The organism is Mycolicibacterium sp. HS_4_1, from assembly GCF_054515875.1.
The window spans coordinates 891,065-915,407 of the sequence record NZ_CM137261.1 but is presented as its reverse complement, the minus strand read 5'-3'; the positions used below and the strand labels follow the sequence as shown (position 1 = coordinate 915,407).

At 66.6% G+C, this 24,343-nt stretch carries 27 protein-coding genes; 16 read left to right on the top strand and 11 right to left on the bottom strand.

Annotation, left to right across the window (positions count from 1 at the left end; all coding sequences use genetic code 11):
• Positions 1–51: 51 nt before the first annotated feature.
• From rsmA to ACX12F_RS04320, 3 genes are all read right to left on the bottom strand, one after another.
• Complete coding sequence (gene rsmA / locus ACX12F_RS04330) at positions 52–984, bottom strand: 16S rRNA (adenine(1518)-N(6)/adenine(1519)-N(6))-dimethyltransferase RsmA (RefSeq protein WP_459368421.1); 933 nt, start codon at positions 982–984, stop codon at positions 52–54.
• On the bottom strand, positions 981–2,108 hold the full coding sequence (locus ACX12F_RS04325) for a resuscitation-promoting factor (protein ID WP_459368420.1): 1,128 nt from the start codon (positions 2,106–2,108) through the stop codon (positions 981–983). Before ACX12F_RS04325 ends, rsmA begins: the two co-directional genes overlap by 4 nt.
• Before the next feature lie 134 nt (positions 2,109–2,242).
• Entirely contained in the window at positions 2,243–3,070 is an 828-nt protein-coding gene (locus ACX12F_RS04320) for a TatD family hydrolase (RefSeq protein WP_459368419.1), read from the bottom strand.
• A gap of 25 nt (positions 3,071–3,095) precedes the next feature.
• On the opposite strand from ACX12F_RS04320, the gene metG reads away from it, so the two are divergent.
• The 4 genes from metG (at position 3,096) to ACX12F_RS04300 (ending at position 8,149) form a co-directional block, all read left to right on the top strand.
• Positions 3,096–4,670, top strand: a complete 1,575-nt coding sequence (metG, locus tag ACX12F_RS04315; RefSeq protein WP_459368418.1) for a methionine--tRNA ligase — start codon at positions 3,096–3,098, stop codon at positions 4,668–4,670.
• A 167-nt stretch (positions 4,671–4,837) separates the two neighbouring features.
• On the top strand, positions 4,838–6,019 hold the full coding sequence (locus tag ACX12F_RS04310) for an NAD(P)/FAD-dependent oxidoreductase (RefSeq protein ID WP_459368417.1): 1,182 nt from the start codon (positions 4,838–4,840) through the stop codon (positions 6,017–6,019).
• Positions 6,016–6,933: an RNA polymerase sigma-70 factor gene (locus ACX12F_RS04305; protein ID WP_459368416.1), complete on the top strand. Its 918-nt coding sequence runs from the start codon at positions 6,016–6,018 to the stop codon at positions 6,931–6,933. Before ACX12F_RS04310 ends, ACX12F_RS04305 begins: the two co-directional genes overlap by 4 nt.
• Before the next feature lie 13 nt (positions 6,934–6,946).
• Positions 6,947–8,149, top strand: a complete 1,203-nt coding sequence (locus ACX12F_RS04300) for an aminodeoxychorismate synthase component I (RefSeq protein ID WP_459368415.1) — start codon at positions 6,947–6,949, stop codon at positions 8,147–8,149.
• 28 nt (positions 8,150–8,177) lie between these two features.
• On the opposite strand, the gene rsmI is transcribed toward ACX12F_RS04300, so the two are convergent.
• Entirely contained in the window at positions 8,178–9,020 is an 843-nt protein-coding gene (gene rsmI / locus ACX12F_RS04295; protein WP_459368414.1) for a 16S rRNA (cytidine(1402)-2'-O)-methyltransferase, read from the bottom strand.
• Positions 9,021–9,044: 24 nt separating this feature from the next.
• Here rsmI and ACX12F_RS04290 point away from each other — a divergent pair, with 24 nt between their 5' ends.
• Both ACX12F_RS04290 and ACX12F_RS04285 read left to right on the top strand, forming a co-directional pair.
• Entirely contained in the window at positions 9,045–10,583 is a 1,539-nt protein-coding gene (locus ACX12F_RS04290; protein ID WP_459368413.1) for a dolichyl-phosphate-mannose--protein mannosyltransferase, read from the top strand.
• Positions 10,584–10,617: 34 nt separating this feature from the next.
• Entirely contained in the window at positions 10,618–11,229 is a 612-nt protein-coding gene (locus tag ACX12F_RS04285) for an alpha-ketoglutarate-dependent dioxygenase AlkB (protein ID WP_459368412.1), read from the top strand.
• A gap of 24 nt (positions 11,230–11,253) precedes the next feature.
• On the opposite strand, the gene ACX12F_RS04280 is transcribed toward ACX12F_RS04285, so the two are convergent.
• Both ACX12F_RS04280 and ACX12F_RS04275 read right to left on the bottom strand, forming a co-directional pair.
• Positions 11,254–11,910, bottom strand: coding sequence for a DUF5642 family protein (locus ACX12F_RS04280; protein WP_459368411.1), 657 nt, complete (start codon positions 11,908–11,910; stop codon positions 11,254–11,256).
• A 10-nt stretch (positions 11,911–11,920) separates the two neighbouring features.
• Positions 11,921–12,595 (bottom strand): DUF5642 family protein, encoded by a 675-nt coding sequence (locus ACX12F_RS04275; RefSeq protein WP_459368410.1) that lies wholly within the window; start codon positions 12,593–12,595, stop codon positions 11,921–11,923.
• 148 nt (positions 12,596–12,743) lie between these two features.
• Here ACX12F_RS04275 and ACX12F_RS04270 point away from each other — a divergent pair, with 148 nt between their 5' ends.
• The gene (locus ACX12F_RS04270; RefSeq protein WP_459368409.1) at positions 12,744–13,439 is read left to right on the top strand and encodes an LpqN/LpqT family lipoprotein; all 696 of its coding nucleotides are present in this window, start codon (positions 12,744–12,746) and stop codon (positions 13,437–13,439) included.
• A gap of 17 nt (positions 13,440–13,456) precedes the next feature.
• Here ACX12F_RS04270 and ACX12F_RS04265 read toward each other — a convergent pair whose 3' ends face one another.
• Positions 13,457–14,293, bottom strand: coding sequence for a shikimate 5-dehydrogenase (locus ACX12F_RS04265; protein WP_459368408.1), 837 nt, complete (start codon positions 14,291–14,293; stop codon positions 13,457–13,459).
• Positions 14,293–15,318, bottom strand: coding sequence for an acetyltransferase Pat (locus ACX12F_RS04260; RefSeq protein ID WP_459368407.1), 1,026 nt, complete (start codon positions 15,316–15,318; stop codon positions 14,293–14,295). Before ACX12F_RS04260 ends, ACX12F_RS04265 begins: the two co-directional genes overlap by 1 nt.
• A gap of 131 nt (positions 15,319–15,449) precedes the next feature.
• Between ACX12F_RS04260 and ACX12F_RS04255 the strand changes: the two genes are divergently transcribed.
• From ACX12F_RS04255 to ACX12F_RS04230, 6 genes are all read left to right on the top strand, one after another.
• Positions 15,450–15,701 carry a type B 50S ribosomal protein L31 gene (locus ACX12F_RS04255; RefSeq protein ID WP_459368406.1) on the top strand — a complete coding sequence of 84 codons (252 nt, stop codon included), beginning with the start codon at positions 15,450–15,452 and terminating at the stop codon, positions 15,699–15,701.
• A gap of 125 nt (positions 15,702–15,826) precedes the next feature.
• Entirely contained in the window at positions 15,827–16,060 is a 234-nt protein-coding gene (locus ACX12F_RS04250) for a WhiB family transcriptional regulator (RefSeq protein ID WP_459368405.1), read from the top strand.
• 56 nt (positions 16,061–16,116) lie between these two features.
• Positions 16,117–17,031 (top strand): lysophospholipid acyltransferase family protein, encoded by a 915-nt coding sequence (locus ACX12F_RS04245; RefSeq protein ID WP_459368404.1) that lies wholly within the window; start codon positions 16,117–16,119, stop codon positions 17,029–17,031.
• A gap of 143 nt (positions 17,032–17,174) precedes the next feature.
• The gene (locus tag ACX12F_RS04240) at positions 17,175–17,972 is read left to right on the top strand and encodes an enoyl-CoA hydratase/isomerase family protein (RefSeq protein ID WP_459368403.1); all 798 of its coding nucleotides are present in this window, start codon (positions 17,175–17,177) and stop codon (positions 17,970–17,972) included.
• A 14-nt stretch (positions 17,973–17,986) separates the two neighbouring features.
• A complete protein-coding gene (locus ACX12F_RS04235; RefSeq protein ID WP_459368402.1) occupies positions 17,987–19,237 on the top strand; it encodes an MgtC/SapB family protein in 1,251 nt (416 codons plus the stop codon).
• 145 nt (positions 19,238–19,382) lie between these two features.
• Complete coding sequence (locus ACX12F_RS04230; protein WP_459368401.1) at positions 19,383–19,643, top strand: SHOCT domain-containing protein; 261 nt, start codon at positions 19,383–19,385, stop codon at positions 19,641–19,643.
• A gap of 98 nt (positions 19,644–19,741) precedes the next feature.
• Here the strand turns inward: ACX12F_RS04230 and ACX12F_RS04225 are convergent, their stop codons facing one another.
• Entirely contained in the window at positions 19,742–21,070 is a 1,329-nt protein-coding gene (locus ACX12F_RS04225; RefSeq protein WP_459368400.1) for a cytochrome P450, read from the bottom strand.
• A gap of 170 nt (positions 21,071–21,240) precedes the next feature.
• On the opposite strand from ACX12F_RS04225, the gene ACX12F_RS04220 reads away from it, so the two are divergent.
• The 3 genes from ACX12F_RS04220 to ACX12F_RS04210 all read left to right on the top strand — a co-directional run bounded on the left by ACX12F_RS04220 (position 21,241) and on the right by ACX12F_RS04210 (position 23,657).
• Positions 21,241–21,810, top strand: coding sequence for a TetR/AcrR family transcriptional regulator (locus ACX12F_RS04220; protein WP_459368399.1), 570 nt, complete (start codon positions 21,241–21,243; stop codon positions 21,808–21,810).
• 176 nt (positions 21,811–21,986) lie between these two features.
• Entirely contained in the window at positions 21,987–23,285 is a 1,299-nt protein-coding gene (locus ACX12F_RS04215) for an amidase domain-containing protein (protein WP_459368398.1), read from the top strand.
• A gap of 27 nt (positions 23,286–23,312) precedes the next feature.
• The gene (locus ACX12F_RS04210) at positions 23,313–23,657 is read left to right on the top strand and encodes a hypothetical protein (RefSeq protein ID WP_459368397.1); all 345 of its coding nucleotides are present in this window, start codon (positions 23,313–23,315) and stop codon (positions 23,655–23,657) included.
• Between the two features lie 27 nt (positions 23,658–23,684).
• On the opposite strand, the gene ACX12F_RS04205 is transcribed toward ACX12F_RS04210, so the two are convergent.
• A complete protein-coding gene (locus ACX12F_RS04205; protein WP_459368396.1) occupies positions 23,685–23,996 on the bottom strand; it encodes a WXG100 family type VII secretion target in 312 nt (103 codons plus the stop codon).
• Positions 23,993–24,286, bottom strand: a complete 294-nt coding sequence (locus tag ACX12F_RS04200) for a WXG100 family type VII secretion target (protein ID WP_459368395.1) — start codon at positions 24,284–24,286, stop codon at positions 23,993–23,995. The genes ACX12F_RS04205 and ACX12F_RS04200 overlap by 4 nt, the downstream gene beginning before the upstream one ends.
• Positions 24,287–24,343: the final 57 nt, after the last annotated feature.

Sequence of the window (24,343 nt, the reverse complement as noted above, 5' to 3'; positions counted from 1 at the left end):
CCCGCAGCGAGCGTCACAACACCAAGTGGGGAGAAACCGGGCCCGACAGGCTCAGTGGGTGGCGTCGACCTGCTGGTCGGACTCCGGAGCTTCGATCTGCTGGCCGGCCCGCTGCTCGCGGTCCAGCTCCCCCGAACGCTGCAGCAGCCGCACGAAGTCGGCGATCGCCAGGGTCTCGCCGCGGCGGGCCGGATCGATGCTGGCGGCCAGCAGACGCTCGGCCGAGGCATTGCCCGAGCCCGCCCATTCGGCGAAGGCATTGCGCGACGTCTTGCGCCGCTGCGCGAAGGCGATGTCGATCAGGTCGAACACCTGCGAGCGGAAGCCGTCGTCGGTAGGCCACGGCGTCGTCTCGTGCCGGTCGATCCGGACCAGACCCGAGTAGACGCGCGGAATGGGCCAGAACACCGTCGGCGACACCATGCCGTAGCGCCGCACGTTGCCGAAGAACCGCACCTTGGCGCTGGGCACCCCGTAGTCCTTGGTACCCGGGTCGGCGGCGAGACGCTCGGCGACCTCGGCCTGGACCATCACCATGACGGTGCGGATGGTCGGGAACTCCGAGAGCAGGTGCAGGATGGCCGGCACCGCGACGTTGTACGGCAGGTTCGCGACCAGTGCGGTCGGCTGCTCGTCCAGGTCGGACGGCACCAGGTCGAGCACGTCGCGGTTCAGCACCGTCAACCGGCCGATCTCACTGTGGGAGTGCTCCGCGATGGTGGTCGGCAGCTGGCGAGCCAGGACCGGATCGATCTCGACGGCCGTCACCTTCGCGCCCCGGTCCAGCAGCGCCAGGGTCAGCGAACCCAGACCCGGGCCCACCTCCAAAACGTGGGACTGCCGATTCACTCCCGAGGCCGACACGATGCGGCGCACCGTGTTGGCGTCATGCACGAAGTTCTGTCCGAATGCTTTACGCGGCCGGAAATCCAGCTCTTTAGCCAGATGCCGGATTTCAGTTCGACCGAGTAGCCGGATCGTCATCGTGCCCCAATTCTCCCGCTACACACAGGCCAGGCACCCCAACCTTGGCGGGCTCGCGTCACTTCAGCAATCGCGATCTGCTCTTCACGTGTCGCAAGATCAGCTCTCGAAGCATAACGCAGACCACCGTTCCGCTCCCAGGTGTTCTGGTCAAATTGGACGCCACCGTAAAAACCGTTGCCGGTGTTGATGGCCCAGTTACCACCCGCCTCACAATGCGACAGCGCGTCCCAGGCAGCGCCTTGAGCCACCGCGGGCACCTCGGTGCCGGGTTTCGCGCCGACCCGCAGCACACCGTCGCGCGCCGGGGTCAGCACCTGGTTGGAGACGGGAAGCCGGCCGGTCTCGACACCGTTGACCGTGGCAACCGCGAAGGTGACGTTCTGGGTGCCGGGCTGGCCCGGATCGTCGACGACCTTGCGGCTCATGTTCAGCGCCGGGTCGGGCACGGTGTTCATCGTCGGGGGCAGCGGCGACTCCGTGGTCACCTGCTGCAGCCGGATGCGGGTCACGTCGATCTCCATGCCCTCGGTCACCGGGGTTGCCGCGGCGGGGACGACGACGTCGCGCTGCTCGAGCGGCACGCCGGCGGTGGCCAGCAGCCCGGCCACGTTGGCCGCGGCCAGGTGCACCTGGCGCACCACACCGCCGTCGTTGATGGTCACGTTGCGGGCGCTGACCACCGGGAGCGACATGCCGGCCAGCGGCACGCGGGTGGCGCGGTCGGCCGCGACGGGAGCGGTGTCGGTCATGGACAGCTGCTTGAGGGCGTCCTGCACCGTGGCGGCGGTGGTCCACACCTGGCGGGTGTTCTGGCCATCCAGCGAGACCTCGAGCGGGCGGCTCCGCCGCAGCACGATGTTCTCGGACTCGTGCACTTCCTGGTCGGCCGCGGGGAACAGGTCGTCGCGCTCGCCGACGGAGAAGCCGTTCTCGGCCAGGACGTCACCGATGCGGGTCTTCATGGTCTGCACCGTCATCGGTGCACCATCGATGGAGAGGGTGACGGTCTTGTGGTTCGCGACGGCGAACCCGCCTGCGACGGTCAGCGTGGCGAGGAAAGCCCCGGTCACGCCGCGCAGCATCGGCGAGCGCGCATCATGCAACTTGGTCAGAAAGTTCAAAACGTCGATCCCGTGTCTTTCGGGCCCGAGGTGGCCTCGAGCAGCGGCCGCGGTGACCGCATAAAAGCCACCTCGACCGGGTTGATCACAGAACGGTAACGAACATCCCCGGGAGGCGGCAACCTGGACAAATGCTACAGTCCATAGCCTTTCGAAGCATTTTCCGAGGTCACCGCGGCAATTTCGGCCGCTGAAGAAGCTCTGATCTCCGCCAGCGCGCGGACCGTGTACGGCAGGCAATACGACTCATTCGGCGCCCCGCGGAACGGGTGCGGAGTCAGGAACGGCGCGTCGGTTTCGACCAACAGCAGCTCCGCCGGAATGATCGCGGCGGCCTCGCGCAGCGCGTGCGCGTTCCGGAAGCTGACGGTGCCGGAGAGGCTCATGAGCCAGCCGTGGTCAGCACAGGTGCGGGCCATCGCCGCGTCCGACGAGAAGCAGTGGAAGATGACCGTCTCCGGCGCGCCCTCGGACTCGAGCATGTCGAGGACCTCGGCGTCGCCGTCCCGGTTATGGATCATCAGCGGCTTGCCGACGCGTTTGGCCAGGTCGATGTGCCAGGCGAAAGCCTCGCGCTGCGTCGCCTCGTCGGCGCAGCCGTCGAGCTTGCCCGGCCAGTACATGTCGATGCCGGTCTCCCCCACCGCGACCACCCGCGGGTCTGTCGCCAGCGTTTCCAGGGTGCGTTTGGCCTCGTCATCGAGGGCGCCCGCGCGGGTCGGATGCAGTGCGACGGCGGCGTACACCCGCGAGTCGGCATGCGCCGCGCCCACTGCCCACTCGGCGGCCTCGAGGTCGTCGGCGATGGTCACGACCTTTTCGACGCCGACGGCCTGGGCACGGTCGAGGATCACCCGGATGCTCTCGGCGTCGGTCGCGCCGCACGCGTCCAGGTGGGTGTGGGCGTCGATCAGGCCGGGCAGCGGTTCCGGGGCAGGCGGCTTCTCGCGTTTGGCGCTCACAGCGACACCTTAAGGTGGGGGCAACATGAGCAGCCAGAATTCCCCCGGCGCCCAGGGGCCCTTCTACATCACGACCGCCATCGCGTACCCGAATGGCGCCCCGCACATCGGGCACGCGTACGAGTACATCGCCACCGACGCGATCGCCCGGTTCAAGCGGCTCGACGGCTTCGACGTCCGCTACCTGACCGGCACCGACGTGCACGGGCAGAAGATGGCGGAGGCCGCCGCGGCCGAGGGCATCACGGCGGCGGAGCTGGCCACGCGCAACTCCGACGTCTTCCAGGCGCTGCAGGAGAAGCTCAACATCTCCTTCGACCGCTTCATCCGCACCTCCGACGCCGACCACTACGAAGCGTCCAAGGAGATCTGGCGACGGATGTTCGACGCCGGGGACATCTACCTAGGCACCTACGCCGGCTGGTACTCCGTGCGCGACGAACGCTTCTTCGCCGAGGACGAGACCGAGGTCCGCGAAGACGGCCGGTTCGCCATCGAGACCGGCACCCCCGTCACGTGGACCGAGGAGCAGACCTACTTCTTCAAGCTGTCGGCCTACACCGACCGGCTGCTGGCGCACTACGACGCGCACCCCGAGTTCATCGGGCCGGACGTGCGCCGCAACGAGATCATCAGCTTCGTCTCGGGTGGGCTCAAGGATCTGTCGATCTCGCGGACGACGTTCGACTGGGGCGTTCCGGTCCCCGGCCACCCCGAGCACGTCATGTACGTGTGGGTCGACGCGTTGACGAATTACCTGACGGGCGTGGGCTTCCCCGACGAGGCATCGCAGACCTTCCAAAAGTACTGGCCCGCGAACCTGCACATGATCGGCAAGGACATCATCCGGTTCCACAGCGTGTACTGGCCGGCGTTCCTGATGTCGGCCGGAATCGCCCTTCCGGAAAGGGTTTTCGCGCACGGCTTCATCAACGTCAAGGGCGAGAAGATGAGCAAGTCGGTGGGCAACGTGGTGGACCCCATCGCGCTGATCGACGCCTTCGGCCTCGATCAGGTGCGCTACTTCTTCCTGCGTGAGGTGTCTTTCGGGCAGGACGGCAGCTACAGCGAAGAAGCCATCATCGGCCGCATCAACGCCGACCTGGCCAACGAACTGGGCAACCTGGCACAGCGCTCGCTGTCGATGGTGAACAAGAACCTCGGCGGAATCGTCCCGGAGCCGGGCGAATTCACCGCCGCCGACCTCGAGCTGCTCAAGCAGGCCGACGACCTGCTTGACACCGTGCGCGGGCACTACGACATACCGGCCATGCATCTGGCCTTGGAGGCGATCTGGCTGATGCTGGGTGCCGCCAACCGCTATTTCTCGGCCGAGGAACCGTGGGTGCTGCGCAAGTCACCCGCCGAGTCGGACCAGAAGCGCTTCGGCACGGTGCTGTACACGACGCTCGAGGCGGTCCGGATCGCGGCACTGCTGGTGCAGCCGGTGATGCCGGAGTCAGGGGGGAAGCTGCTCGATCTTCTCGGGCAGGACGCCGAGGCCCGGGATTTCCGTGCGGTGGGTGCCCGGCTGACACCCGGAACCGTGCTGCCGACACCCGAGGGCGTTTTTCCCCGCTATCAGCCCCCGGCCGACTAGCCAGCGCGCCCAGAGGGCACCTTCTGCGATTCCTCGCCAAAGGTTCGGCAGAATTTGCCATCTCGGTGAACGAGAGTAGTGAGCTGCGCCACATCGACGGCCTGGATGTCACATTCCGGGCGCCGCTGGTGTCTTGAGGGCATAACCAACCCGAAGGAGATGCAGTGATGACCGGAAACCAGAAGCCCAACCGCGTCGTCGTCATCGGTGGCGGATACGCCGGCGCGCTGGCGGCCAATCACGTTCGGATGCGCGACGACAGCGGCTGCCCTGTAGACGTCACTCTCGTCAATCCGCGGCCCAAGTTCGTCGAACGCATCCGCCTGCACCAGCACGCGGCCGGGAACTACGACGCCGCCGTCGGCTACGACACGCTGCTGGCTGACGACGTACGCCTTGTGGTCGACACCGCCACCCGCATCGACGCCGCGGCCCGCACCGTCGAGCTGGCGTCCGGTGACACCCTCGACTACGACTACCTGATCTATGCCGTCGGCAGCACCGCAGCGGTGCCGGCGTCGGTACCGGGCGCCGCCGAATTCTCCTATCCCCTGGCCGAATTCGAGCAGGCGGAGCGGCTGGCGGCCCGGCTGCAGGACGTGCCGCTGTCCGCGCCGGTGGTGGTCATCGGCGCCGGCCTGACCGGCATCGAGGCGGCTTCCGAATTCGCCGAGGCCGGTCGCAACGTCGTGCTGGTCGGCAACAAGCTCGGCCCATCGCTGAGCGCACCCGCACGCCGCTCGGTGGCCAAGGCCCTGACCAAGCTGGGCGTGACGGTCGTCGAAGGTGACGTCAGCTCCATCACCGCCAACCGGGTGACCCTGGCCGACGGACGCTTCGTCAGCAGCGCGGTGACGGTGTGGACCGCCGGCTTCGGCACCCCAGAACTGGCGACCGCAAGCGGGCTGCGCACCGACGACCTGGGGCGGTTGCTCACCGACGAGACCCTGACCAGCATCGACGATCCGCGGATCGTCGCCACCGGCGACGCCGCCGCGCCGTCAGGCCGGCCGCTGCGGATGAGCTGCCAGGCCTCGAGCCCACTGACCGTGACGGCCGTGGGGACGGTGCTGAGCCGGATCGCCGGCACCGAGCCCAAGACCCTCGACCCCGTGTTCGCCGGATCGTGCATCAGCCTGGGTCGCCACACGGCGACCATCCAGATCGCCCGCAAGGATGACTCCTCCACCAACTACTACATCGGCGGTCGGGTCGCCGCGAAGCTGAAGGAGACAATCTGCAAGGGCACGCTGTGGGGCATCCGGCGAGCTGCCCGCAAGCCCAGTGCGGTGTTCGTGATGAAGGGCGGTAAGCGCGCCGAACGACTGGCCGAGGCCGTCACCGCATGACGGGCTCAGCCAGCGCCGCAGGGGGTGAACACGCCGAGCGGTTCACCCACCTGCGGCCGCTCCTCTTCACCATCGCCTACGAAATCCTGGGCTCCGCAACGGAATCCGATGACGTGCTGCAGGACAGCTACCTGAGGTGGGCCGAAGTCGACCTCGACACGGTGCGGGACACCAAGTCTTATCTCGCCCAGTTGGTCACCCGGCAGGCCCTGAACGCGTTGCGAGCCGGTGCGCGGCGCCGCGAGGAGTACGTCGGCCCGTGGTTGCCCGAACCACTGCTGCTCGATGAGCGCGACGCCTCGTCGGATGTCGTACTCGCCGAATCGGTTTCGATGGCGATGCTCGTGGTCCTCGAAACCCTGGGCCCCGACGAACGGGCCGTGTTCGTGCTACGGGAGGTCTTCGGTTTCGACTACGACGAAATCGCCGGCGCCGTGGGCAAATCCACCACAGCAGTCCGGCAGGTGGCGCACCGCGCTCGTGAACACGTGCAGGCCCGCCGCAAGCGCTTCACGCCCGATACCGCCAAGTCCGCCGAGGTGACGACGCAATTCCTCACGGCGGCCGCGACCGGTGACCTGGACGGCCTGATGACCCTGCTGGCCCCCAACGTCACCTGGACCGCGGACAGCGACGGCAAGGTCAGCGCCGCCCGCCGGCCGGTCTACGGCCCGGACAAGGTCGGGCGACTGCTCCTGGGGCTCATGCGCGGCGCCGCGGAATACCCGCAGGCCCGCTTCGACCTCGCCACGTACAACAACGCGCCGGCGCTGGTGCTGTACCTCGGCGAAAAGCTCGAGGGCGTCATCCTGATCGAGATCGAGGATGGCAAGATCAGCCACTTCTACGCCATGCGCAACCCCGACAAGCTCGGTGGTGTGCTGGTCGAGCGGGAGATCCGGCGGACCGTCTGACAAGCTGTGGGGCGTGCGAGTCGAGCGGTTGGCCGACCTGGGCGACGCCCCGGGCGTCTTGAAGGCTGTCGCCGAGGCTGCCGCTCTTCGCGGATTGCCGCCGCCGGCCGCACTACTGGGTGACTGGTTCGGCGCGACGGCCGTCATCGCGCCGAGTGTGGCCATCGAACCGATCGCCCCCGCCGAAGTATTCGACGCGCCAACGGGTTCCGGCGAGGTGATCGGCGGCGGTTGGTTCGGCTACCTGTCCTACCCGGACGGAGACAGCCGGATCCCGGTGGCGGCGGGCGGCTGGTCAGATTGCGTGCTACGGCAGGACGCCGACGGGCAATGGTGGTACGAAAGCCTTTCCGGCACAGCGGTTCCCGACTGGATCGCCGCCCTGCAGCCGGCCCGGCCCGCGCCGTACGCCATCGAATGGCGTCCCCCGGACCGCGCCAGTCACCGCGCCGGCGTGTTGTCCTGCCTGGAAGCGATCGCCGCCGGCGAGGTCTACCAGGCCTGCGTCTGCACCCGCTTCACGGGGCAGATCTCCGGTGCGCCCATCGACTTTTTCGTCGACGCGGTGACGCGGACCGCGCCCGCCCGGGCGGCGTTCGTCGCGGGCGAGTGGGGCGCGGTGGTGTCACTGTCCCCCGAACTCTTTCTGAGCCGTCGCGGCGAGGTCGTCACCTCCAGCCCCATCAAAGGCACACTGCCCCTTGATCATTCACCGTCCGACCTGGCGTCCTCGGTCAAGGATGTCGCCGAGAACATCATGATCGTCGACCTGGTTCGCAACGATCTGAGCCGCGTCGCAACCACCGGGTCGGTCCGGGTCCCGGAACTCCTGGCGGTCAAACCCGCACCGGGCGTCTGGCACCTGGTGTCGACGGTGGCCGCGCAGGTTCCGGCCGCGACCCCGATGGCAGCCGTGCTGGACGCCACCTTCCCACCGGCGTCGGTCACCGGCACCCCGAAGTGCCGCGCCCGTGAACTCCTCGCCGAGTGGGAACCCTATGACCGTGGCATCTATTGCGGCACGGTTGGTTTGGCATCACCGCTGGCCGGGACCGAATTGAATGTCGCGATCCGGACGGTCGAATTCGACGCCGACGGCGCCGCGGTGCTGGGTGTGGGCGGCGGCATCACCGCCGACTCCGATCCCGACCGCGAGTGGGACGAGTGCTTGCACAAGGCCGCGCCCACAATCGGGCTCCATCTTTCTCGCGAGTAGGGGGCACCTCCCGCTTGCGGAAGAACTGTCAGCCGCGGGATTTGAGGACGGCGTCGTAGAGCTCGCGCCGCGAGGGCGCGCCAGGGTTCTCGGCGACCACCTGAGCACAGGCGTCTTTGACACGCGCGCCGTCGTCCACGAGTTCCTCCACCAGCCGTACCAAGGTGTCCACATCTGCCACCGGCGTCGCCCCCGCCAGCACCACGGTGATCTCACCGAGCACGCCGTCGGCGGCCCACTCGGCCAGTTCGCCGAGCGTCCCCCGACGGATCTCCTCGTGGGTCTTGGTCAGCTCGCGGCACACGACGGCACGGCGGTCCGGCCCGAGTGCCGACACCGCGTCGGCGAGACATTCCGCCAGCCGCCGCGGCGACTCGAAGAACACACACGTCCGCCGCTCGGTCGCGAACCCGGCCAGCCAGGCCCGGCGCCCTTTGCGGGGTGCGAAGCCTTCGAAGCAGAACCGGTCCGACGCCAGGCCGGACACCGCCAGCGCCGTCGTGACCGCCGACGGGCCGGGCAGACACGACACCGGTAACCCGGCTTCGGCGCACGCCGCCACCAACCGGTATCCGGGATCGCTGATCAGCGGCATGCCGGCGTCGCTGACCACCAGCACCGTCTCCCCCGCGGCGATCGACTCCACCAGGCCCGCCACCCGCGCCGCCTCGTTCTGGTCGAAAAAGCTCACCACGCGCCCGACGGGCCGCACATCCAGCGACGCAGCCAGGGCACGCACCCGCCGGGTGTCCTCGGCGGCGATCACGTCGGCACTGCCGAGCGCCTCGATGAGGCGGGCCGAAGCGTCGCCGGGCTGGCCCAGAGGAGTGGCCGCGAGCAGCAGCCGACCGGCGCCATACGGTGTTGTCACACCGGACAGCCTACGATCGCTGACGTGACCGCCCCTGCTCTCGACGCGTCCGACGCCGAGCGCGAGGTGCCCGTGATCAGTCCGGCACCATTGACCCCCGCCGCCGATTTCGGCCCCACCGACCGGCTGCGCGGCTGGACCATGACCGCGCTGATCACCGCGCTGGCCGCGATCACCCGGTTCCTGAACCTGGGCTCGCCGACCGATGCGGGCACCCCGATCTTCGACGAGAAGCACTACGCGCCACAGGCCTGGCAGGTGCTGCACAACCACGGAGTCGAGGACAACCCCGGTTACGGCCTCGTGGTGCACCCCCCGGTCGCCAAACAGCTGATGGCCATCGGCGAGTGGATTTTCGGCTACAACGGCGTCGGCTGGCGGTTCTCCGGTGCGGTCTGCGGCGTCGTCCTGGTACTGCTCGTAGCGCGAATCGTGCGGCGCATGACGCGCTCGACGCTGCTGGGCGGCATCGCCGGGCTGCTGATCATCGCCGACGGCGTCAGCTTCGTGTCGGCCCGCACGGCGCTGCTGGACGTCTATCAAGCAGTGTTCATCGTGGCGGCGTTCGGCGCGCTCATCGTGGACCGCGACCAGATGCGCGCCCGCATGCACGTCGCGCTGACCGAGGGCCGGATCGCCGAGACCGTGTGGGGCCCGCGCCTCGGCGTGCGGTGGTGGCGGTTCGGCGCCGGCGTGCTGCTGGGGCTCGCGCTGGCGGTCAAGTGGTCGGGCCTCTACTACATGGTGTTCTTCGGCTTGATGACCGTCGCTTTCGACATTTCGGCCCGGCGCGCGTACCGCGTAAAGCGGCCGTGGCTGGGCACGCTGCGGCGCGACGTCCTGCCGGGGATGTGGGCGCTGACGCTCATTCCGGTCGGGATCTACCTGGCGTCGTATGCGCCGTGGTTCGCGTCGGAAACCGCGATCGACCGGCACATGGAAGGCCGGAACATCGGCGACGGACCGTTCGCGGCGCTGCGCTCACTCTGGTACTACACCCACGACGTCTACCGCTTCCATTCCGGGCTGACCAACGCCGCGGGCAACCATCACCCATGGGAGTCCAAGCCGTGGACGTGGCCGATGTCGCTGCGGCCGGTGCTCTACGCCATCGACAACACCAACGTGCCGGGCTGCGGTGCGCAGTCGTGCGTCAAAGCGGTGATGCTGGCGGGGACGCCGGCCATGTGGTTCATCGCGGTGCCGGTGCTGGCCTGGGCCGCGTGGCGGACGTTCGTCAAACGCGACTGGCGGTACGCCGCCGCGCTCACCGGCTACGCCGCGGGGTACCTGCCGTGGTTCGCGGACATCGACCGGCAGATGTACTTCTTCTACGCGACGCCCATGGCGCCGTTCCTGATCATCCTGATCACGCTGATCCTCGGTGACATCCTGTATCCCAGATCGACGGAACCGGAACGACGAACGCTCGGGCTGCTGGTCGTGTGCTTCTACGTCGCGCTGGTGATCACCAACTTCGCCTGGATGTACCCGATCCTGACGGGGCTGCCGATCTCGCCGTCCACCTGGAACATGGAGATCGTCCTGCCTTCGTGGCGCTAGCGCGCATCGAACGCCTGTGCGATAGGATCGCGGGGTGTCCTTGGCGGTTCAGGGTTCGCTGTTCGACCATGCCGAACGGCGGTGGCTCGGCGACGGCGCCTGGGTCGACGTCCGCGCCGGCTGGCTGACGGGCGCCGACAGCCTGTTCGACGAGCTGCTGACCGCGATTCCCTGGCGCACCGAGCAGCGCCAGATGTACGACAAGGTGCTCGACGTACCGCGTCTGGTCAGCTTCCACGACCTGGCCCGGGAACGGGCACCGCATCCCGGCCTCGCGCGCCTGCGGGTGCGGCTCAACGACGCCTACGCCCACGAACTCGGCGAGCCGTTCACCACCGTCGGCCTGTGCCTGTACCGCGACGGCGCGGACAGCGTCGCGTGGCACGGCGACACCATCGGCCGCAGCAGCACAGAGGACACCATGGTCGCGGTGCTCAGCCTCGGCGCGACACGGGTTTTCGCGCTGCGCCCGCGCAACCCGGCCGCAGACGGACGGCGCGCGAGCCTTCGGCTGCCGCAGGACCACGGCGACCTGCTGGTGATGGGCGGGTCGTGTCAGCGCACCTGGGAGCACGCGGTACCGAAGACCGCCCGCCCCACGGGGCCGCGGATCAGCATCCAGTTCCGGCCACGCAACGTGCGGTAATCACTGCGACCCGGACGGCCGTGCCTAAGTTCCGCGTACCGCGGTCACCGACTTGGTGAGCAGCTCCGTCGCCTTCTGCGTATTCACCGGCACGACGGGCTTGTCCGGCGCGACGAGCGAGTTGGCCGTGACGATCACGAGGAACCTGCCGAAACCGGCGACATAGTTGTAGAGCTGGCCCGAGGCCGGCTTGCCGCCGGCCACCGTCTCGAGGAAGCGGCGGGTGCCCAGCGTTTTCACGCCGTCGATGGCCGGCGCGGGCACCTCTTCGACCAATCCCCGCACGCCGGTGCCGGAGAAGGCGACTTTCTTGCAGGCGTCACCCGGATCGGCGGGCGCGATGGGCTCGGACGTCTCGACCGCGAGGATGACGAACCGGTTGCCCTGACCTTCGGCGGTGACAGCGGTCATATTGCCCTTGGCACCTGGGGAAACGGCCATGCCGGAGGCGAACTTCGCGCAGTCCGGGGGCTCGAACTTCAGGCCCGGCGGCAACGTCTGCGGGGCGAACGCGCGGGGGTCGATGCCCGTCGGCGCGACCGTCTTGACCTGGTAGTCCGACCCGAAAGTGCCCTTCAGGTCAAGGATTTTCGTGATGTCGGGGTCAGCGACCACCTGGGCGTGAGTCGTGCATGCCGCCACCAGACCGGCGGAGGCCACCGCGAGCACCGTTCTGCGCATTATGGCGAATCTACCGGGCCAACCCGTCCGCGGCCGGGATGCCCCGCACCGACCGCACAGCTGCCGCCAACAAAGTCGCCGGGAGATCCGCCGGCAGGGGCGGCGCGCCGGCCCCGGGATCGGTCACCATGGTGACCGAAACCGCCAGCGTATCGACGTACGCGATCAGAGTCGTTGCCTGAGAATGGGTTTGCGCGCCGTTCTCGACACTGGTGGTGATGTGGGCCGTCATGCCCAGCGTGCGAGCCTCGGCGATCCTGGGCGCGTCGACGGCGTCGACGGCCGCCCGGGCCCGGCCCGCGCTCAGTGTCCAGCTGGAACAGTCGCGGGCGACCTCGGGCGCGGGTGCGCCGCCGGGCGCCGCAGTTGCGTACACGATGCCGCCCGGGCCCGACGCCGACCAGCCGCGCACACCGTCGGCAGGCGCTGCCACCAACGCCGCGCAGTCCGGCGGGTCCGCAGCCGACTCGGACGACATGCCCCAGAAGGTTGTCGGCACAGCCGGCGCGGGCAACGGGCCGAACTCGTAGCTCTGCAACTCGTTGGGCAGCTGTTGGCGCATCCGGCCGATCGCGGCGGGGTCGGCGGGCTTCGCGGCCGCAGTGGTGGTCGGCCTCGCGGCTTCGGTGGTGGGCCCGCACGCAGCACACAACAGAACCGCTGTCGACCACGCGAGTACGCGCATTTGCTGTTGATAGCACGGCAAACCCGCCGACCCCGGCCAATGCCCGACGCCACGCCGGAACCTCTTTTGCGGACGCCTCGCCGGGACGAAAGCTCACGCCACTGCCCACCTCCGCCCCGTAGTCTGCATCCGACGACAGGAGACGGAAATGTTGCCGATGAGGGTTGCCGGCCTCGCGCTGGCCGTGACCGTGAGTGCGCTGGGCGCGAGTGCATGCAACTCGGGCTCGAAACCGGCGTCGTCGACGTCCGCTTCCAGCAGCGCCTCGAGCACCAGTGCCGCGGCAGCACCAACCTCGTCGGCCCCTGCCGCGCCCGCAGCGCCGAAGAAGACCATCCAGGACTACCTGCGCGAGAAGAACATCACCGAGCAGCAGCTGCACCCCGGCTCCCCCGGCGCCCCGACGCTGACCATGCCGCTCCCCCAAGGGTGGGTGGACGCCGGTCCGCTGACCCCGAAAGATGCTTGGAGCGCAAGCAAATTCGATGATCCGGGCATGAAGGCCGACCCGCCGACAATCGTCGTTCTCGTCTCGAAGTTGCCCGGTGGCAATGCCGATGAGGTACTGCAGTACGCACCCGGCGAGCTGCAGAACCTACACAACTGGCAGGACGCCGGCACCAACTGCAACGCCAAGCTCGGCGGGTTCAAGGCGTGTCAGGTCGGCGGCATGTACAACCAGGACGGCAAGGATCGGCTGATAGCCCAGAAGACGGCGGCCATCCCGACCAAGGACGGCGTCATCGTGTTGCAGATCAACGCCAGCGGCACCAAGGACACGATCGGGCCGCTGATGGACGCGACCGCGGCGATCGACAAGTCGCTGACCATCACCGCGCCCTGAGGCCCAGGCGCCGCGATTCAGGCGCGGGAGAACGCTGACGCCGCAGCCACCTGTGCGGCCGTCGGCCGCACCCCGGTGTAGCGCTCGAACTGTTCGGCGGCTTGCAGAGCGATCACCTCGGCGCCCGTGATGACGGGAATCCCGGCCGCGCGGGCCGTGCGCACCAGTGGCGTCTCCGACGGCAGCGCCACGACATCGAACACGGTGTGCGCCTTGGCGATAACGTCGGGTTCGAAGGACAGATCGCCGGCTTCGGCGCCGCCGGCCATACCGATCGGGGTGACGTTGACGACGATGTCCGCGCCGCCTGCGGCGTCGGCCGCGTAGCGGTACCCGAGGCGATCAGCCAGCCGGCCGCCGGTCTCCGGATTGCGGGCCAGGATGGTACCCGTCTCGAATCCTTTGTCCCGGAAGGCCGCTGCCACCGCGCTGGCCATTCCGCCACTACCGCGGATGAGCAACGACGCGGCACGGTCCAGGCCATGCTCCTCGATGAGCCGGGCGATCGCCAGGTAGTCGGTGTTGCAGGCGGTGAGCCGTCCCGCGTCGTTGACAATGGTATTGACCGAATTGATCACGCGCGCAGACTCTTCCAGCTCATCGACCAGCGCGATGACATCCTCCTTGAACGGCATGGACACCGAGCAGCCACGGATGCCCAGGGCCCGGACGCCACCGATCGCGGCGACGATGTCCGTCGTCGTGAAGGCTTTGTAGATGAAATCCAGGCCCAGCTCGTTGTAGAGGTAGTTGTGAAAGCGGGTACCGATATTGCTGGGCCGGGCGGCCAGCGAGATACACACCGCGGTGTCTTTGTTCAGCAGCGGCCGCCCGGAGTACAGCGAATCCGTCATCAGCCGACCGCCTTGATCACATGCTGTGCCAGTGTGTAGATGTCCCGATACTGCTTGCGTGACAACGACAATTGCGCGGGCTTCGGGACGTCGAACTCGGTGACGATCATGTTGCGGTCGTCGCGCTCCCAGGTGGCGCCGTAGCGCTCGAGGATCTTGCGCATCGGGAAGTTGTCGGACAGCACCCGCGCCGCGAACCGCTCGATGCCGGAGCTCCGGGCGGCGGGCACCAGCGCATCCATCAGGAAGGTGCCGATACCCCGGCCCTGATAGTCGTCACCGACCATGAAAGCCACCTCGGCGACCGTCGGATTCTCGTGCAGCCGAACGAATCTCGCGTCGGCAACCATGGGCCCGTCGGGTCCGTCCACACCGTCGGTCAGCACCCAGACGAAGTGGTCCACGTAGTCGACCTCGAACAGGTAGGCCATCAGTGCCAGGCTGGGCTGGTAGGCCGTCTGGAACCGGCGGTAGATGGTCTCGGTCGAAAACCGGACGGGCCCCTGACGCACGCGCGGGTTGTCACCCGGCAGGACGGGCCGTAGGTACATCTGACTGCCGTCGCGCAGCTTCACCGGAAGCGGCGTGATGAACTCCGCGAGCCGTTGCCGCGCCGTGCGCACCAACCGCTCGGCCATGCAGGGCACGTCGAGCATGGCGGTCAGAGCGTCGTGCCCGCCGACCCACCCCGCCAGCGGTTCGGTGACCAGCACCGTGGCATTGCGGGTGCCGCCCCGCAGCAGCGCGATCTCGCCGACGATCAGACCCGGGCCGATGTTGTGAACGATGAGCTCACCGTCGGGGGCGGCATGCGTCACCCGCGCACTGCCGGCGCTGATCAGGATGAACGACGACGCAACTTCGCCCTGCGTCATCAGTACCCTGCCCGGTTCGGCCGTCAGGGGACGCAGCAAGGGAGCGAGCCGGTCGAGGTCCTCCCGGCGACAACTCGCGAAGAACCCCAACGAAGCCAGTTCATCCGTCGTCGATTCCGGCACGCAGGAAACGTTACCGGCGGAGGGCATGCCATGTAGCGCCGTTTCGCGCGGCCTTCGACACAGCTTATTGAAAACAATTTTCGACAACGCGGACCGTCTCGGGTATCGTCGGCGGCGCTTTAATGAAAACGATTTTCACTTAGCCGACGGAGGTTCCCATGAAGGCCGGCATCCACCCCGACTACCACCACGTGGTCTTCCAGGACGCCACCACCGGACGCACGTTCCTCACCCGATCCACCGCCACCAGCTCCCGAACCATCGACTGGCAGACCGCAGACGGCGTTCACACCTACCCCCTGATCGTCGTCGACGTAACCTCGGACTCACACCCGGTGTGGACCGGCAAGCGGCAGATCATGGACACCGCGGGCCGCGTCGAGAAGTTCAATCGCAAGTACGGTCGATGATCTTGCCGCGGGTATCCCCTTGCCCCCGCGAAACATTCGCACCCCCTTCTCGCAACGCCCGCCCCCGGCCGCGCCCCGGGTGCCACACGCGGGGCGCGGCCACCGCCGCAGCCTGGGATTGGCAGTTGCACGCCCGCTGCCGCGGACTGCCGGCCGAGGTGTTCTATACCGGTGACGGCGACCGCGGCGCCCGGCGAGTCGCCCACGAAGAACACGCCAAACAGATCTGTCACCATTGCCCGGTGCTGCACGAATGCCTCGGCCACGCCATGGACGCCGATGAGCCCTACGGCATCTGGGGCGCGACCACACCGAAGGAACGCGCCGCGTTGCGAAGTTCACAGGCTTTTATTAGCTGATCTAGCAAATCTGTCGGTACCTTGGTGACATCACCACGACACCGATGGGAGCCACGATGGGATTCGGACCGCCACAGGGCCGGCCGACTGTCACCGACGACGAGATCGCCGCCATCATGGACCCACCGCAACGCGTCCGCACACTACGAAATATATTGGACGCCACGGGGGATGCACTCGAACCGGCGATCGACCTATATCGGCCCTACGTGACCGGCCTCGACCGCCTGCCCCGCGACGGCCGCTTCCTTCTGGTCGGCAATCACACGGCGTTCGGCTTCGCCGAGATACTGCTGATGCCGTATTACACGCGTCGCGAACTCGGCGTGCAGGTGCGCCCCCTTGCAGAACGGGGCCTGGCACAGGCCAAGGGCTTTGGCGGCGACCTGGTGGCAGCGTTCGGTGGCGTGGTCGGCCACCCCGATACGGCACGAGAACTCATGCGGCACAACGAGACTGTGCTGGTATTCCCCGGTGGCGGGCGCGAGATGCCCAAGTTCAAGGGCGAGGAATACCAGCTGAAATGGGAAGGCCGCAGCGGTTTCGCCCGCGTGGCCATCGAAAGCGGGTATCCGATCGTGCCGGTCGGCCTGGTCGGCAGCGACGACGTCTACGAACCCCTCTTCGAACGCGACAGCGCGCTGGGTCGCCTGAGCCAGTCCATCGGCGAGCGGTTCGCTGGGCGTACCGACATGGCGATGCCCCTGGTGCGCGGCATCGGTCCGACGCTGATTCCGCGCCCGCAGCGTATGTACCTCAAGTTCGGCATGCCGATCAGCACGACGGCACCAAACGGCACGACCGACCACGCCCGGTGGGTGGAGACGGTCAAGTCGGCGACTCAGCAAGCGCTGGAACAGATCCTGGCCGATTTACAGGAGATCAGGTCCGGTGATCCGTATCGGAGTCTGAATCCGCTGGCCTGGACCCGCGCGGTCCAGCCGCCCGAGTCCGTCCGCTGCGCGGGCTGAACGGCGCGGCCAACACGCCGTCAGCCTGCAACGGGCACGTCACCTGCCGATGATGAAGACGGCGGCGGCCGGGACGCCGTAACGTAGGTCGCCATCAGGCACAGGGCCTCATGCACCCGCCTGCGGCGGAAAGGCTTTGCGAGATGGCATTCACCGACTATCGGCAGCTGACGGTGAGTCGGCGCGACAACGGCGTCCTGCTGATCACCCTCGACCGGCCCGAGAAGTACAACGCCGCCGACGAAGGCATGCACGCCGAACTGGCCAACATCTGGAAGGACGTCGCGGCCGACCCGGACACCCGGGTGGCCGTCATCACCGGTGCGGGAAAGGCATTCAGCGCCGGCGGGGACCTGGCCATGGTCGAGCGGATGGCCGGTGACTATGACCGCGTCTCGCACATGCTCGGCGAGATGAGCGACCTGGTCTACAACATGATCAACTGCGACAAACCGATTGTGTCCGCGATCAACGGCGTCGCGGTCGGCGCCGGCGCCGTGGCCGCATTGCTGGCCGATGTCGCCATCATCGCCGAGGACGCCAAGATCGGCGACGGCCACGTCAAACTCGGCGTGGCTGCGGGCGATCACGCCGCGATCATCTGGCCGTTGCTGGCCGGGACGGCGAAGGCCAAGTACTACCTCATGACGGGCGAGATGATCGGCGGCGTCGAGGCCGAGCGCATCGGCATGGTCGCCAAAGCCCTTCCCCGCGAAGAGGTTCTGGACGAAGCACTCCGGGTTGCCGACGTGCTCGCCACAGGTGCCCAGCAGGCGATCCGGCTGACCAAACGGGCGCTCAACAACTGGCTCCGCAATGCCGGCCCCATCTTCGATCAGTCCGCGGCCTACGAGATGTTGACGTTCCTCGGGCCGGATGTGGTCGAGGGGTACACCGCGCTGCGCGAGAAGCGCACGCCCCAGTTCCCGTCCGCGCGCTAGCCGCAGGAGCCGAAATGACCTGGCAGCAGATCGAACCCTTCCTCGTAGCACTTGCCATCGGGCTGCTGCTCGGTTTGGAGCGCGAACGCAGTCATGCCCGCAAACTGCCCGCCGGGTCGCGCTCGTTTGCCCTGCTGTCGCTGGCCGGCGCCGTCGCGGCCGGTTTCGGCCAATGGGTCATCGTGGCGGTATTCCTCGGCGTCGGCACGCTGCTCGCGCTCGCATACTTCCGAACCAGCCAGGAAGACCCTGGAACCACCACAGCGACAGCCGCGCTCGTCGCGTATCTCCTTGGCGCCCTGGCCTATTCCCGGCCAGCGCTGGCAGTCGCCCTCGCCGTCGTCGTAGCCGGCCTGCTCGTGTCGAAAACCCGCATCCACCAGTTCGCCCGCGACATCGTCACCGAGGTCGAGCTGGAAGACGCGATCAAGTTTCTCGTCGTCGCCTTCGTGATCCTGCCGCTGCTGCCCGACCGCGGGCTCGGACCGTACGGCGTTCTCAACCCGGCGAAGATCTGGCTTCTCGTTGTCCTGCTCACCGGCATCGGTTGGGTGGGGTACATCGGTGTGCGAGCCCTCGGGCCAGAACGCGGCGTACTCGTCACCGGCATTGCCGGCGGGTTCGTCTCTGCGAGCGCGACAACGGCGTCCATGGGCCGGCTCAGCCGAACGACAGCGAGTTTGCGGGCGCCCCTGGCCAGCGCTCTGCTGGCCAGCTTGGCCACCTTCGTGCAGCTCCTCATCGTGATCGGAGTCGTCGACGCCGACGTGCTGCGCCGGCTCTGGCCGCCCGTGGCTGCCGGTGCCGTCGTACTGATCGGTCTTGCCGCCCTCGTCTACCGGGGAACCGGCCGACCCGCTGAGAACGCCGCTGCCCCAAGCGAAAACACCGAGCCGGCGCCCGCAAGTCGACCGTTCGCCCTGCGGCCGGCACTCATCCTCGCCGCCGTGCTGACCCTGGCTCTGCTGGTCGGACGGTGGGGCGCCGACGTCCTCGGCACCGAGGGCACCGTGCTCGCCGCCTTCGCCGCGGGCCTGGCCGATGCGCACGCGGGTGCGGTCGCCGCCGCCAGCCTCGCCGCGAAGGGTGCTATCACCGTCGACACCGCACTGGTCGCGGTGGCAGCCGCGCTCGGCTCCAATTTGATCGTCAAGACGGTGCTGGCGTTCACCGCCGGTGGTCGCCGGTTCGGGCTGCGTTTTCTCGCCGGCATGACGCCGCCGGCCGTGGTCTTCGGTGTCGTCCTGGCCCTGACGATGGCCTGAGCCTGACAACCCGTCGACGACTCGAGTTGCCGCCGACGCGTCCGCCCGCTTGTGCCGAAAGTCCCATCGCCTCTGTTCCTTTGGCACCAGCGGGAGCCTGCGGGAAGCCGGACGATGGTCGCAGCAGCGGAAGGAGCGGCACATCATGATGTTCTGGTATGGCCACAACATGGGTGGCTGGGGCTACGCCGGGATGGCCATCGGCATGTTCCTTTTCTGGGCGCTGGTGCTCGGCGGCATCGTCGCGCTGATCCGGGTCGCCGGTGGCGATCAACGCAACCGCATCCCCGCCCCCACCGAACCCGACGCACGCCAGGTACTCGCCGTGCGATTCGCGCAGGGTGACATCACGGAGGCGGAGTACCGCGAGAAGCTGGCGGTACTGCGCGAGCACGCACGAACGTGATCTCTCAAGACGGGCTGTGAGAGGTCGTCACGACGTCCTGACACGTGAACGCCCTACGACGCAGCAGGTTCCGCCCGAGGCAGAGACAATCCCACTTGTCAGGTGTGCAGGACGACCGGAAGGCGCGTTGGCCCACGCAGCGAACTGTTGGTCGACCACGTCGTCGGCCCGGTCGCCGAAATTCGTGAGACTCGAGTAACGAGCTCGCGCAGAACCGCCTGCGCCTCCATCCGTGCCAGCGGTGCGCCTAGACAGAGGTGCGCGCCGAAGCCGAAACCGACGTGCGTACGTGGATTCCGTTCCACGCAAAAAGAGTTGGGATCATCGAATGCGAGCGGATCACGGTTCGCGGCGCCGAAGGACAGCAGGACGCGCGAACCGGTCGGAATGGTCACCTCTCCGACCCGGTAAGGCGCACGGGTGTAGCGGTAGAGATTCTGAACAGGACTGGTATACCGGACATGCTCTTCGATGGCCTGCGGGATGAGGTCCGGATTCGCCCGGATGATGTCGTACTGGTCCGGATTGTTCGCGTACGTGTCGAGCATGCCGCCGAGAAGGTTCGTGGTGGTTTCGTTGCCGGCGATCAGGAGCAGGATGGCGATCTGGAACAGTGCCTCATCGGTCAACGCGCCGTCTGCGCTGTGTTGCACCAACCGCCCGAGAACAGTATCGGAGCCCTTGAGGTCTCCGGCCTTCAAATGCCGTAAGAAGTAGCGGCGCAACGCCATCGCAGCGCGCATGGATTTCGCGGTGCCGATCAGACCCGGCACGGTTGGCGTGAAGTTGATCAGTCGGGTGCTTTCGTCTGACCATCGGCGAAAGTCGGCGATATCGCGATCGGGGACGCCGACGATCGCGGCAATGACCCGTAGCGGCAGTGGGACCGTCAGTCGCTGCACGGCGTCCGCACCGGGGTTGGCGATGAGGTCGTCGACGAGTTCCGCGGCGAGCCCGTCTATCGTGGCGCGCCAACCATCCAGCGCCCCTTTCGTGAACGCGGGTTGCACCTGCTTGCGCAGGCGGCTGTGCAGGTCGTCGCCGGTCACCACGACAAGGTCGGCAACCATCTGAATCCGGGTCACCCCTTGGCTGCTCGTGACTTCATCGGTGTCCCGTAAGGCCGCCCGGACATCGTCGAGCCGGTGCAGAATCCACGTGGACCGCCTGGGGCTGTAGTGCACCCGGCCGCCCCGATGCAGCGCGGCATACGCGCTGTGGGGGTGTGCGGCGGTGCCCGGGTCCAGCGGGTCATAGTCGGTGTTGATCGCGCCAGTCCAGGCGCGATAGCCCAGACGACGGGCACGAACGGCTGCGGAGACGTTCAGTCGGCCGGCGGCGATCAGTGGGGACAACGCCGAGGCGGCGTCGCGCGATGCCTGCGCGATGGTCGTGGTGGGCACCTCATCAGCGTCCGGCCGTGCCATCGGCACCGTCAACGGATCGCACCGAAGTTGAAACGCGCAGCTCCGGCTGGGCCTGTGGTTGCGGCGGAAGATCCCATTCCGACCAGGCGATATGCGTGAGAAAAGAACCCGAAAACGTCTCAAGGTGATAGAACGAATTTCGCTTCTATCCCGGAGGAGGTCCACGCGATATGCGTCGACATGACTGGGTACTCGGCGCGGACCGCAATGCCGAAGCCCTTGACCGGATCCTGGCCACAGCCTCGGAACTCGTGTCCCGCAACGGGTTCGAAGCATTCACCATCGAAGCCGTTGCCACCGAACTGCACTGTTCCCCGGCTACCGTTTACCGCCGGGCCGGAGGTAAGGCCGCGATCCTGGAGCGGCTTGTATCGGTTTTCGCCGAACAGATCCTCAGCTCCATCCGACATGCCGTTGCGGGCCTGGAGGGTACCGAGCGCGTGGTGACCGCCATCATGGTCGCGTTGGACTGCATGCGGGCCGAACCGCTGGGCAAGTTGATCATGGGCGATATCCGCCCCAATCACGACGGTGGAACGGTGACCACCTCACCGCTGGTCGCCACGTTCGCCGAGGAGATGCTCGGACGCCACGACCCGCTCGCCGCGCACTGGCTGATCCGGATCACGTTGGCGCTGTGGTACTGGCCGCTCAAAGACAGAAGATCTGAATACGAACTTGTGACGCGGTTCGCCGGCCCGTCTGCCATGTTGGGCCTGGGCGAATCCCCGTCAGCCTGAACTGCTCAATCTCTGTGGAGCTAAGGGGAATCGAACCCCTGACCTTCTCGATGCGAAAAGCGTCCTCGAAGGCGGTCAACGTCCGCAGCGTCGCCCGTATTTTGGCGTCAGCCGTGCCCCGCCGATTGGCTTAGCATCAATTGAGGTGTGGACCTTGTCCGCCCGCACTGGGGGAAGTGGGAATCAGCTCGATGGTGAACTTTGCACAATTACGCCATGCGCAAGCTGCGCTGTGGACAACAGCCGCCAATGACATGCGCAATGCCGCGTCTCAGTGCGAGCGCGTCAATCAGGACATACATCGCAATGGGGTACAACCACTCGACGAGCACTGGTCCGACCATGTCGGCGCGCTCGCAAAAGACGCGCTGACAACACTGGCCGTCCGCGCTGAAACGACATCCATCCTCGCCAGAGCCACCGTCGATCCACTCGATACCCTCAGCCACGCCGTTACCATCGCCCAGAACGAACTCGAAAATGGTGTGCGCATGGCGGAAGGCGCCGGGTTCGTCGTCAATCAGGAAACCGGCGACATCACCGCTCCGCCATCCATGTCGCAGGACAAACTCGCGACGAAAATGACGATATTGGCCGAAGCTCACCGGTTGATTGCGGATGCCATCGAAGCGGCAACTCAAGCCGACGGACTATGCGCTGGCGCCCTGTCCGACGTCTTCAATGACAACGACCAGAGTGATGTCGGTAAGGCCCAAGGAATTCAGGCCGATAATACCCGCAACGCCTTGGCGGAAATCCGTGACACGCTTCCGGACGGGCTGCCACCGGATGACGTCAGGCAATGGTGGAACAACCTCACCACTCAGGAGCAGTATGACTTGGAGCGCGCGTGCCCTGTTGAGTTGTATGACTTGAATGGGATTCCGGACAAAGTCAAAAAGGATATGGACCGCCCCGACCTTGGTTATAGTTCGGTCGGCACGGTCAGATACGCGATCACAAATTACAATAACGACAAACTGGACGTCTTCCCGGACAACTGCACAAATTTCGTGTCTGATTCCTTGAGCTATGGCGGCGGCATGAAACAGAAGGAGGATTGGTATCTGCCGCGCCACTACGACCGAGACGGATGGAGTGACGGCACGCGGGGTGGGTCGGATATTTTGCCACCCGGTTTCACACACACACCGACGTGGGCAGCAGCACAAAATAATCGAGATTACTTTTTGCACCACGGGGGTCACGTTGTACAGACCGACCAGGCGAGGCCAGGCGACGTTATCTACTACACGATGACGCAGGACTACACGGCGCCGGACGGCAAGCACATGAGCCCAGGAGAAACGCATCACGCCGCGGTAGTGACCGGAGTGTTGCCAGACGGCCAAGTGCTGTACACACAGCACTCAGACTCGGCCAAGAACTACCCACTCAATGGCCGGCTACCCGAATTCGAGCAAGCATACGGCCAGCAGAAAATCGAGATCGTCCAACCCAAGGTCACTTGGTAAACGTGCACTTGATAACGGAGGCTACCCATGAGCGATGACATCAACATCGAGCCCGGCGAAGTGAAGGCAAGCGGTCAACGCCTGGGCGAATTGGCGACAACAGCTAAGGCGCAGACGAATAGTTACTTCACATCGCAAGCCAATGCGGCGCGGGCAAACCCGGGATTTGCCACGGGTCCTCGACTGGTTGAATACGCGAACAAATTGCACAATCAGATGAATGGCTTCATCGACGATTTGACAGCGAATGGGAAGAAAATCATTTCGGCGGCCGAGAATGTCGCTCAGACGGATTCAGACACCGCGACCGGATTTAGTAGGGAAATGTCCTCGCTAAACGGCTTGTCACAGCCGGCAGTGGCGAATCGCTAACCGAATGGACAGCGCAATCACGGAATTTCAGATGTATTGGCCGGCCCCAGATACATCTGCCGCTCCGCTACCGTCGGCACCCAGGTACTCACCGGCGGCAGTACGAAGCGCCTCGGCCTCATCACGAAGACCCATTAGAACGAGGCGGAATCCGTCACTCCATTCTTCCCATGCGGACCGGCAAGCGTCAGCCGCGACGCCTTTCCAGCTACCGTCGAGCAGGCCTGCAACTTCAGCGGCAACGGCGTGGTATCGCTCGAATAACTCATCGGCAGTAGTGTCCGCGCCTTGAGCCGCTGCGCACAGATCCACCGGGTTGACGTGCAACTCCCCACTCATGAGAACAACGCCTTGTTGGTTTGTATCGTCTCTGCGAACGCACTGTGCGCGTTGGCCGATGCCGATCGGAGGCGCTGGACACCTTCCGACATCTGCCGAGCCCCTTGAGCCCATTCGGCATGCGCCTTGGAGTGCGCAGCTGCCGCAGTACCTCGCCACTGTGCGTGCAGGCCGTTCACGCGGCCATCCAGATCATCCAGTCTTGCATCGATCTCGCCCGAAAACCGGGCAAGTTGTCCGATCAAGCGGTCCAACTCACCCAGCTTCACCGTTACGACATTGTCTGCCATACCGATACCCTCCCCGTCCGATATCAGTTACGACGTTACCTTCGATTTCTGGCCACT